This window comes from Kribbella sp. NPDC048915 (assembly GCF_040649595.1).
GTDB lineage: Bacteria > Actinomycetota > Actinomycetes > Propionibacteriales > Kribbellaceae > Kribbella.
Window position 1 is genome coordinate 1 of sequence record NZ_JBEZFT010000138.1, and the last position, 9627, is coordinate 9627.

The 9627-nt window shown below is 68.9% G+C and carries 9 protein-coding genes; 6 read left to right on the top strand and 3 right to left on the bottom strand.

All coding sequences use genetic code 11. From position 1 onward, the window contains the following. Positions 1 to 749 precede the first annotated feature (749 nt). The 6 genes from AB0B82_RS34990 to AB0B82_RS35015 all read left to right on the top strand — a co-directional run bounded on the left by AB0B82_RS34990 (position 750) and on the right by AB0B82_RS35015 (position 6976). Entirely contained in the window at positions 750 to 2735 is a 1986-nt protein-coding gene (locus AB0B82_RS34990; protein ID WP_360178756.1) for an AarF/UbiB family protein, read from the top strand. 34 nt (positions 2736 to 2769) lie between these two features. Further along, complete coding sequence (locus tag AB0B82_RS34995) at positions 2770 to 4182, top strand: MFS transporter (protein ID WP_360178759.1); 1413 nt, start codon at positions 2770 to 2772, stop codon at positions 4180 to 4182. 9 nt (positions 4183 to 4191) lie between these two features. Continuing rightward, positions 4192 to 4479 carry a 4a-hydroxytetrahydrobiopterin dehydratase gene (locus tag AB0B82_RS35000; protein ID WP_360178762.1) on the top strand — a complete coding sequence of 96 codons (288 nt, stop codon included), beginning with the start codon at positions 4192 to 4194 and terminating at the stop codon, positions 4477 to 4479. Between the two features lie 76 nt (positions 4480 to 4555). Next, a complete protein-coding gene (locus tag AB0B82_RS35005; protein ID WP_360178765.1) occupies positions 4556 to 5635 on the top strand; it encodes a hypothetical protein in 1080 nt (359 codons plus the stop codon). A gap of 45 nt (positions 5636 to 5680) precedes the next feature. Next, entirely contained in the window at positions 5681 to 6100 is a 420-nt protein-coding gene (locus AB0B82_RS35010) for a hypothetical protein (RefSeq protein WP_360178768.1), read from the top strand. 51 nt (positions 6101 to 6151) lie between these two features. After that, on the top strand, positions 6152 to 6976 hold the full coding sequence (locus tag AB0B82_RS35015) for an acyltransferase domain-containing protein (protein WP_360178771.1): 825 nt from the start codon (positions 6152 to 6154) through the stop codon (positions 6974 to 6976). On the opposite strand, the gene AB0B82_RS35020 is transcribed toward AB0B82_RS35015, so the two are convergent. The 3 genes from AB0B82_RS35020 to AB0B82_RS35030 form a co-directional block, all read right to left on the bottom strand. Then, on the bottom strand, positions 6971 to 8128 hold the full coding sequence (locus AB0B82_RS35020; RefSeq protein WP_360178774.1) for a hypothetical protein: 1158 nt from the start codon (positions 8126 to 8128) through the stop codon (positions 6971 to 6973). The two genes, AB0B82_RS35015 and AB0B82_RS35020, sit on opposite strands and share 6 nt — an antisense overlap. A 90-nt stretch (positions 8129 to 8218) precedes the next feature. Further along, on the bottom strand, positions 8219 to 8848 hold the full coding sequence (locus tag AB0B82_RS35025; RefSeq protein WP_360178777.1) for a DedA family protein: 630 nt from the start codon (positions 8846 to 8848) through the stop codon (positions 8219 to 8221). Between the two features lie 120 nt (positions 8849 to 8968). Next, positions 8969 to 9490 (bottom strand): helix-turn-helix transcriptional regulator, encoded by a 522-nt coding sequence (locus AB0B82_RS35030; protein ID WP_360178780.1) that lies wholly within the window; start codon positions 9488 to 9490, stop codon positions 8969 to 8971. Between the last annotated feature and the right edge of the window lie 137 nt (positions 9491 to 9627).

The window sequence follows — 9627 nt, forward strand, 5'->3', positions numbered from 1 at the left end:
GATCGGCCAGAAATCCTCCCCAAATCCGCCAAGACAGGCACATAACGAAGACCGCTCCGGCCGGAGAACACGAAGTCCGGCTGTAGTACTAGGAGCGTTTTCCGCACGACAATGGAGGATTTTGCCCGCCATGCAGGAGAAAACCCTCCACTGACTGCAGCTCGACGTACGGCAGATGGCGCCGGCGTCGCGACGCGCACCGGCGAGGAGCCTGTGGTGGTGCGGGTGGCTCCGGCGATGCCAGTGGCTGCGGCGACACGAGTGGCAGTGGCGACACCGGTGGCTGCAGTCGACACAGGTAGCAGTGGCGACACCGGTTGCTGCAGCGACACGGGTCGCAGTGGCGACACCGGTGGCTGCAGTCGACACAGGTAGCAGTGGCGACACCGGTTGCTGCAGCGACACGGGTAGCTGTGGCGGTGCGGGTGGCTGCGGCGGCTTCGCGTCCGCGCCATAAATAGGCCCTGGGCTCATGCAGCGGGGGCCGTGAACAGGAAATTGCCACTCCACACCCACCAATTCCTGTTCAAGGCCCCGAGATGTGCCCGCACCTGCCCGTATGCGAGGCGCCGCAGGGCGGTTCAGGGGTGAGGTGGGACTCGCCTGTGCGAGATGGAATGTTCACCCGCATCGGGAAGGCAGCGCCGTCACCCGGCATTCGAGGTGGCGTGTTCACCCGCGTGGGGGAGGTGGCGTGTTCACCCGCGTGGGGGAGGTGGGGTGGGCGAGAGGCTGATTAGGGTTCGGGGATGGATGTTGTGGTGTTGCGGCTGGTGAATCTGGCTGTGTTCATGGTGGTGTTCGTGCCGATCTCGCAGCGGTTGCTGGGGGTGCGGTTCGGGCTGGGGCGGCTTGCGGTCGGGGCGTTGATCACGTTGAGCGCGGCAGGGCCGTTGGCGACGGCGATGGTCGGGCAGCCGCCGTGGACCGGGTCGCAGGGGGCCGCGGTCGCGTTCATGGTGCTGATCGTGCTGTGCTCGATGCTCGCGGGCCTGGTCTTTCTGGTGCTTGCCGAGGCGCTGGTGCCGACCGGGTCGTTGCCTCGGGCCCGTGATCTGCGGCGGGACCTGACCGGCCGGATCGCGCGCACCCGGCGGTACCTGCAGATCCTGCGGATCGCGATCCGGCACGGCCTCGGACCGTACTTGCGCGGCCGCCGCCGTCCGGGCCGGGAGAACGCCGCCGGCCAGGCCGAGCTCGCCCGCTCGCTGCGGCTCGCGCTCGACGAGGCCGGTGTGACGTTCGTGAAGCTCGGCCAGGTGTTGTCCACCCGCAGCGACCTCATCCCGGCATCCGTCGCCACCGAGCTCAGCCGCCTGCAGGACCAGGTCACCCCGGCGCCCTGGGCGCAGATCGAGCAGGTCCTCACCGAGGAGCTCGGCGCCCCGCCGCACCAGCTGTACGCCGCCTTCGACACCGAGCCGCTCGCCGCCGCTTCGGTCGCCCAGGTCTACACCGCCCGCCTGTACGACGGTACGCACGACGCCGACGTGGTGGTCAAGGTCCAGCGCCCGGGGATCACCGCGGTCGTCGAACGGGACCTCGACATCGTCGGCCGGCTCGCGCGACTGCTCGACCGCAACACCGACTGGGGTCGCTCGATGGGCGTCCGCGCGCTCGCGGACGGCTTCGCCGAGGCGATGCGCGAGGAGCTCGACTTCACCGTCGAGGCCGGCAACATGACCACCGTCGCCGCCGGGAAGTCTGTTGCCGCGAGCAATGACCTCGTCGTACCGCGGCTGTATCCGGAGCGTTCGACGCGCCGCGTTCTCACCATGCAGCACCTCGATGGCATCGGCCTCGGCAACGCCGCGCCGGCCATCACGGAGCGCGGACTGGACGCGGTGCGGCTCGGCCGGACGCTGTTCGACTGCCTCCTCGGCCAGGTGGCGATCGACGGCGTCTTCCACGCCGATCCGCATCCGGGGAACTTCCTGCTGCTCGCCGACGGCCGGATCGGCATGCTCGACCTCGGCTCGGTCGGTCGCCTCGATCCGGCGACCCGCGAGGCTCTGCAACGGTTCCTGCTCGCGGTCGACCACGGCGATCCGGTCGCCGCCACCGACGCACTGCTGGAGATCGTGTATCGCCCGGATGTCGTCGACGAGCGCTCGCTGGAGCGCGCGGTCGGGCAATTCATGACCAAGCATCTGTCCGCCGGGGTCGCCGTCGGGCCGGCGATGTTCACCGACCTGTTCGCGATCATCACCTCGCACGAACTCGGCGTACCGCCGGAGGTGGCGGCGGTGTTCCGTGCGCTGGCGACGATCGAGGGGACGATCTCGCGGATCTCCCCCGATTTCGACCTGGTGGCGGCGTCACGTCAGTTCGCGAGCGCCCATGTCACCGACCGGCTCGCGCCGGACGCGTTGCGCCGTACGGCGACCGAGGAGCTCGCCACGTTGCTGCCGATGTTGCGCCGGTTGCCGCGGCGAATCGACCGGATCGCGGCCGCGGCGGAGAGCGGCCGGCTCGGGCTGAACGTGCGCCTGTTCGCCGACGAGCGCGACCGCCGCCACTTCACCGGTCTGCTCCACCAGGCTCTGCTGGCTGTCCTGGGCGCGACCGCAGGGTTGATGGCGGTGCTGCTGCTCGGCACGCCGGGCGGGCCGAAGGTCACCGAGTCGATGAGCTTGTTCCAACTGCTCGGCTACAACTTGCTGGTGATCTGCACCGTGCTCGTCCTGCGCGTCCTCGTGCTGATCTTCCGGCTGCCCGGCGATCGGACGACTTGACCTCAAGGGTGCTTGAACTTCGACGATGGGCCGCATGACGACGACCGCTGCGGCGCCTCCCAAACTGTTCACCGGCCGGCATCTCCCGTTGGTGCTCGGGGTGATCGGCCTGGTCACGCTCGGCGCGTTCGAGAACCGGGCGGTCGGTACGGCGCTGCCGACGATGGTCCGCGAGTTCGGGGCCCTCGGCAGCTTCGGCCTGGCGAACGCCGCGCCGAACGCGAGCTACCTGATCTCACTCGCGATCGCCGGGCTGTGGTCGGACCGCCGCGGCCCGATCCCGACGTTACGCGCCGGGGCGATCTCGTTCGCGCTCGCGCAACTTCTGGTCGGTACGGCGACCGCGATGCCGATGGTGATCGCCGGGCTACTGCTCAGCGGCCTCGCCGAGGGGCTGCTGGACGTGTCGCTGATGGTGCTGATTGCGCGGGCACTGCCGGCGGTACTGCGGCCGCGGATGTTCTCGTTGTTCGCGGCGATGTGGGTGCTGCCATCGGTTCTCGGGCCGGTGCTGACGGGCGTGGTGACGGAGCAGTTCGGATGGCGGTGGGTGTTCCTCGGCGCGCTCGTGCTGCTGGTGCCGAGCTGGTTGCTGCTCGGTCCCGCGCGGCGCCAGGCGGCCGACGCACCGGCGCCCGAGCGCTCAGCTGAGGACGCGGCCGAGCTCGAGGCCTGGCGCGCCGCACTCCCCTGGGCGCTGGCGGCGTCCGCGGCGTTGTTCCTGATGACCGTGGCCGGTGACCACCTGCAAGAGCATCCGTACGCCGGCGGTACGACGATCGCGGTGTCGCTGGCGGTGCTCGCGCGCGCCGCCGTACGGGTGATGCCTTCGGGCACCTTCACCGCACGCCGTGGTTTTCCTGCGGTGGTTGGCGTCCGCGGACTCGGCGGTGCCGCCTTCGCCGGAGTCGGGGCGTACCTCCCGCTGTTGCTGACGCTGCAGCACGACTTCAGCCCGTCCCGGGCCGGTGTCACGCTGTCGATCACCGGCGTCTGCTGGGCGCTCGGCTCGTGGCTGCAGGGCCGTGACCACGGGATCGACCGAGTGACCGTACTGCGGGCCGGCCTGGCCTTCATGACAGTCGGCCTGGCGGTCACCTCATTGTTGGCGTGGACGACCGCTACGACTTGGATCGGCCTGATCGGCTGGGGGTTCGCGGGCATCGGGATGGGACTCAGTTCGTCGAGCCTGTCGGTCCTCACGCTCGACCTGTCCGACCAGGCCAATTCCGGCCGCAACAGCAGCGCCGGTCAAATGGCCGCCACCATGAGCATCGCCACCGGCCTCGCCGTCAGCGGCACCCTGCTCGCCTTCAACGCCGACGACCCGCAGCCGTGGGTCTTCGGCGCCATCATCACCACCGGCGCCCTGCTGGCCCTCCTCGGCTTCGTCGCGGCTCCCCGAGCGCGACGCGAAGTGGCGGAGAAGGTCCGCGAAGAGGTCTAGAGTGAGCGCATGGCTGAGCTCTTGACGGACGACCAGATCGATCTCGCGGTGCGTGAGCACCTGACTGAATGGAAGGTCGTCGACAACGAGCTGGTGCGCAGCGTCAAGGCCGAGAACTTCCTGGACGGCATTCGCCTGGTGGCGACCGTCGCGCAGTTGGCGGAGTCGATGAACCACCACCCGGACATCGACATCCGCTACACGACCATCACCTTTCACGTGAGCAGTCACGAGGCCGGCGGCATCACCGACGACGACCTCGTTCTCGCCCGGCACATCGACACCGCGGCCGGCTGACCGCTTCTCGTCATGGCGCCTGTCGGCCACGACAGGCGCTGGCCGGGGCGCGGCATGGCGCCGTACATCTGGAGGCATGACCTCACGCCGCCCTGCCCTCGCCCTTGTCGTGGCCACTGCCCTCCTCGGCCTCATGCACGCACCCGCGCACGCCGCGGAACCGGACCCGTCATGGAACTGGAACCGGCCGCACTGCGAGCGGGTGTACGGCGACGGGTCGGTGACGTTCACCGAGACCGACGGCGCGGTGCTCGCGGAGACGACGAACCGGCTGCGCGCGGTCACGTACGCGAAGGTCGCGACGCTGCAGGAGCCGAACACGCTCATCACGATCGGGCGGCAGACCATTCAGCGCTCCAGCGATGCCGGCTGCAGCTGGCAGTTGCTCGACAAGACGCCGGACGACCTGAGCACGTACGACGTCCAGGCCGGACCGGGCGACTCGGCGTACATCTACAGCGTCAACGACCAGCCGATCCATCGTGTCCACGGTGCGCGCGTGACCACCGTCCTCGGACCGGTTCCCGGCGACGGAGTGGCCGCCTTGGATGCGCGCCCCGGACGGCTGCGGGCCGTCGCGCGGGACGGGCAGCTGTACGACTCCGCGGACGACGGCGTCAGCTGGCGGCGGGTCGGCGTACCGGCGGCGGGCAACCTGTTCGTGTACGACGCCGTCGTGGATCCACGGAATCCTGATCACGTGGTCGCCGGCGTGATGTCGGACGGGGTGTACGTGACGTTCGACGGCGGGCGGACCTGGACGCGGTCGCGGCCGGTCGAACGGGTGAACGCGTTCAGTCTGGCGATCTCGCCGGCTGACCCGTCCAAGGTCTGGATGGAGGGGTACGACCGCGACCGGTCGACCCGGTTCATCTGGGAGTCCGCGGACGGCGGGCTGAAGTTCCGCGAGGTGCTGGACCAGAGCCGCGCCGATCTGATCAACGGCAACCAGATGTGGGGCTCGCCGGTCGACCCGGACCTGCTCTACTTCAGCTACGGTACGTCGTTCGGCGGCTACGGCGCCGACCTCTACCGCTTCGTCCCCTCGACCGGCGAGCTGAACAAGCAGCACAACAACTACGACGGCATTCCCTCGCTCGCCTTCAACCCCGCCGATCCGGCGATCCTCTACCTCGGCCTGGCCGAGGAGCGGTGACGAGACGGCGGTGACAGGGCGCATCGATCTGGGTACTGCGAAGGCATGGACGAACTGCCCCCGGAGCTGCAGCGGCCGGACGGTGTGAGCGACGAGACGGTCGAGGCGGTCGGTGCCCTGACGCTGGCCCTCGAGACCGTGATCCGTGCCCGTGGTGCGCTGTACGAGTTCCATCAGCTGACCGGTAAAGGTGACAACGAGGTCGAGCGCGCGGTCGAACTGCTGCGCAAGGCCGGCGCGAACGACGTGGCCGACGAGATCGAGGCGACCATCGTCGGGCGGAACATCAACGAGCGGCGCTGGACCTTCCAGATCGTCGAGGACTACGACCGGACGTACTACGAGCCGTTCGTCGCCGCCGAACGCTCGGTCCGCGAACGCCTGGTCGACGGGCGTAAACACCAGCGCGAGGCCGAGATGAAACGGCACGAAACGACGCCCGGCAGCGATGCCCACGGCTTCTGACCCGCTGAGACCGTAAGTCTCCGCCTCGCCAAGATCGGTTACCGTTGGCGAGTGACGAGCGCTGAGGAGTACCGCCTGCTGGGATTCGCCGACGTCGACGCCGCGGCGGCCGAGGCCTTCGTGCCGGACCAGGTCGCGGTGAAGGAGCTCGCGGACCAGATCCGCGGCGCGATCGGGAAGCTCGGCCGCGAGCCGGAGTTCCAGATGCCGGAGGACCCGCGGAACTCGATCCAGGCCTTCCTCGACACGGTGCCGGACATCCGCCGGTACCACGCCGAGCGCGGCATCCCGGACGACATCAGCTGGGCGACGCTCGCCGATCTCGGCCAGCAGATCAAGGTGAACCGGCGCACCCACGGCGACTACGGCCTGGAGACGCACTGGTGGATGACGATCCATTGGACCGGCCAAATCTATGCGCTCGGCCGGCTGCAGTACCTGCTCCACCAGGTCCCGGCCAACAAGCCGGTGCCCGGCACCGAGCCAGGTGAGTGGATCATCGGCGTACACATCCCGGAGACCGGTCCACTGACGCCCGAGCTGGTCGACGACAGCCTGCAGCAGGCGCGTGAGTTCTTCCCGCGGTACTTCCCGGAGTACCCGGTGCGGACGGCGAATCTCTGGTCGTGGCTGATCGACCCGTACCTGCTCGACAACCTGCCGCAGGACTCGAACATGGTGCAGTTCGGGCGCCGTTTCACGCCGTACGGGACGCCGACCGACAGCCAGGACAGCGCGATCTTCTTCACCTTCCGCACCCACGGCACCGACCGTCTCGACGAGCTCCCGCAGGACACCCGCCTGCAGCGGCTGGTCGTCGAGCGGATCAAGAACGGCGGCACCTGGCAGAGCGCGTACGGCTACCTGCGGCTATGACGGAGCGCGCGCGGTGCGCGGGGCCGTCGGTACGCCGTACTTCGTCAGCCAGCTGACCAGCTCGACGTTCGACACGCACCGTACGTCGGGTTGCGCGCAGGTCTGCGTGACGAACTCGGCGAGCGCGTCGGAGTACACGCTGTTGTTCCACCGGTTGAAGTGGTTGCCAAGGAACAGCGGCGGGTTGTTGCCCGCCCGCGACGTGGCGAGTGCCTGCCGGTAGGTCGCCAGGATCTGCGCCTTGAGCTTCGGTGCCTGCGCGACCGGTGCCTTTGTCGCCTTGTTCTGCGCGAACCACAGGTTGTAGTCCATCGTCAGCGTCGTCTTCTTCGTCCCGGCCAGCGTCACCGACTGGAGCGGGAAGTTCCACACCCCGTTCGCCTTCGCCGGCCAGGCGATCAGGCCGGTCGCGGATGCGTCGTACAGCATGCCGCGTTGCACCATCACGGACCGGTACGCGGCCTGGTTGCCCTCCAGGCACGGGGTGCGCATGCCCTTCACCGTGGCCGGGTCGAACGGCGGCGCGACGGTCTTCCCGGTCGCGAGTGACGGGCCGGTCCGGACCATTCGGTCGAACGCGTTCAGCTCGGCGCGCCACTGGGCGGCGGTCCAGCGGCCGACGCCGTTCTTGCCGCAGAAGTGGCCGTTCGCGTGGGTGCCGATCTCGTGGCCCTCGGCGATCGCCTCGCGTAGGACCTTGGTGCGCCCGACGATCCCGGCCGCGTCACCCCAGCCGATGTCGGACGCGCCGGGCTTCTTGGACGGCGGCCGGTAGTCGGTCCGGCGCGCCTCCGGGTAGAGGTACGGGCCGGAGAGGAAGAACGTCATCCGCGCGTCGACCTGCTTCGCGAGGGTCCGCCAGCGCGACCACAGCATCAGGTCGCCGGCGCCGTCGAACGACACCACGACGAACAGCGGCGGTTTGCCACTCGGCAGTTTCGCCGGGAACGAGCGCAGCACCGGGGCCGCGGCCGGCGGTTTGTTCGGTGCGGGTGTGGCCGACGGGCTGGGCTTCGACGGGCTGCTCGTGGGGCCGGCCGTGGGCTTGCCGGCGGGCTTGGTCGTGGTGGCACTGGAAGCGCTCTCCGGTGGTACGTCGGCGCATCCGGTCAGAACCGCCGCCAGTACGAGCGCAGCGGCCGCGAGGTTCACCCCAGGCCTCACCACGGGTCTAGGGACGCACGGAACTCCGCGAAGGTTCGCGCAGGACACGCGCCCGCGCGGAAACCGGAGCGAGGATCGTTACGCGGCTGTGATCTTCGCCGCACGCCGCCGGTTGGTGATCCGGCGAGTGATCTCGATGACCAGACCGATCACGCCGGCCAGACTGAGGCTGAACACGAGGCCCAGGAGATGGTCGTGCTGGAAGGCGTCACCACCGATGTAGCCGAGCAGGGCGACGTAGGTGTAGGCGACGGCCACCCCGGCGAAGGTGAAGACGAAGAACTTCTTGAACGAGTACCGCGTCGCGCCCGCGGTCAGCGTCGCGACCATCCGCGCGCCGGGCACGTAGCGGACCGTCATCAAGATGAGTCCGCCGCGCGAGTGCAGCGCGGCGGAGATCCGGTCGTAGATCTGCTGGCGACGCTCCTGGCGTTTCATCCACCGATGCAGCGCCGGTCCGGAGCCGCGACCCAGCAGGTAGCAGATCGATTCGCCGATCACCGACCCGGCCATCGCGACCGCGATCACCAACGGCAGATTCTGATGGCCGGCGGCCGCGGCCATGCCGGCCGTGATCACCATGCCTTCGCTGGGCACCACCGGGAACACCGCGTCGACCGCGGCAGCGACGAACAGCACGAGCAGCAGCCAATGCGAGGTCATCGCGGTGCCGAGCAGGTTACGCGCGACCTCCATCAACTCCGTCATCCCGTCCAGCATGCCATCCACTGTCAAGCCGACAGCGCTTTCACGGGTGTAATTCACCACTGTTCAGACCGGCTGTGGCCGAAGCAGTACGGGGAGTTCGCGGGCACTGCTGCGGTCACCCTACGTTCGGTGCAGCAGGGTGGTGAGTTCGGTGCGGGAGTGGATGCCGAGCTTCGCGTAGACCTTGCGGAGGTGGTACTCGACGGTCTTGGGGCTGAGGAACAGCCGGGCCGCGGCTTCGCGGATGCTGTTGCCGTCGGCGAGCAGTACGGCGATCTGGCGCTCCTGTGGGGTCAGCTCGTCCGCCGTGCTCGGCACTCGGCGTCTGGCGGTCTCCCCTGTCGCCTTCAGCTCGGCAGCGGCCTGGTCTGCCCAGTTGACGGCACCTAGCGCGTCGAAGCTCTCCACAGCGAGGCGTAGCTGAGTACGGGCGTCCACGCGGCGGCGTATGCGTCGCAGCCAGGCGCCGTATGCCAGCCGGGTCCGCGCCAGCTCGAACGCGTCCAGTGTCTCCTCGTGCCAACCGAGCGCGCATGCGAAGCCCTGCTCGCTGTTGTCGACGACACCACGCGCCCGGGCCGCGCGTGCCAGCGACCAGGGCTGTCCTTTCGCCTCGGCCAGAGCAGAGTGCTCCGATGACACCCGTTGCGCCTCCTGTACGCGCCCCAGCCGCAGATACACCTCGGCTAGAGCGTGTCTGACAAACATTGGGGCTGTTCGTTGAGAGCCTTGGTGTCGTGTCGAGGTTTCGGTTGTTGTCGGATGTGCAGTGGTCGTTG

Coding starts and splice junctions, on each gene's coding strand:
- AB0B82_RS35025 (WP_360178777.1), bottom strand. CDS start 8,848: ATGACGGAGTTGATGGAGGTCGCGCGTAACCTGCTCGGCACCGCGATG.
- AB0B82_RS35010 (WP_360178768.1), top strand. CDS start 5,681: ATGGACGAACTGCCCCCGGAGCTGCAGCGGCCGGACGGTGTGAGCGAC.
- AB0B82_RS35005 (WP_360178765.1), top strand. CDS start 4,556: ATGACCTCACGCCGCCCTGCCCTCGCCCTTGTCGTGGCCACTGCCCTC.
- AB0B82_RS34995 (WP_360178759.1), top strand. CDS start 2,770: ATGACGACGACCGCTGCGGCGCCTCCCAAACTGTTCACCGGCCGGCAT.
- AB0B82_RS35000 (WP_360178762.1), top strand. CDS start 4,192: ATGGCTGAGCTCTTGACGGACGACCAGATCGATCTCGCGGTGCGTGAG.
- AB0B82_RS34990 (WP_360178756.1), top strand. CDS start 750: ATGGATGTTGTGGTGTTGCGGCTGGTGAATCTGGCTGTGTTCATGGTG.